This window comes from Neisseria sp. P0021.S007, from assembly GCF_051956855.1.
In genome coordinates, this window is sequence record NZ_JBQCXA010000889.1 from 1 (window position 1) to 572 (window position 572).

Annotated in this window: 1 protein-coding gene; it reads right to left on the bottom strand. The window is 54.4% G+C overall.

Annotation, left to right across the window (positions count from 1 at the left end; genetic code table 11):
* Positions 1–572 (bottom strand): DUF3360 family protein (locus ACTHUR_RS16555; protein ID WP_440399773.1); only part of this gene is annotated, 572 nt, incomplete at both ends.

Sequence of the window (572 nt, forward strand, 5' to 3'; positions counted from 1 at the left end):
AATCAGCGCAACGCTCAATACAGGCTGCCAAATCGCTAAATCCATGGGATAGCCCCAAACGGAGGCGATGATGCAGAACAAGGCAGTCAGTATCGCGCCTGCGGGAATCGGTCGTTTGGCAATGGAAGCGGGAACGATGTAAGTTCCCCATGAAGAGGTAAAGTTCGCGCCGCCTAATACTGAGCCTGCGACTTGGCGGACGGAACAGGTGAACATGGTATCGTCGATGTTCATCAAGGCTTTTTCGGATCGCTCGGGATAGCTGATTTTTTGGAATACTTGATGCCCTAAGAAATCAGGCGACCACATGGCGACGGCGAGTACGGCAAAGGGGAACACGACCAAAAAGCTGTCCATCGTCGGCAAACCCATCATCCAGCCGGTATTTTCACCCCACCAGTAGGCAGGACTCATGGGCGGCAGGCCGGGAGCGGTTTGGAAGGAAAACGGCGCACCCAAAAGATAGGCGGTAAAACCTGCCAGCACGCAACCCAATGGAACGGCAAGCCAACGCTTGCGCCAATGTTCCAGCAGCGCATAGAGCAGAATGGTGCCGATGATCACGATAAAGG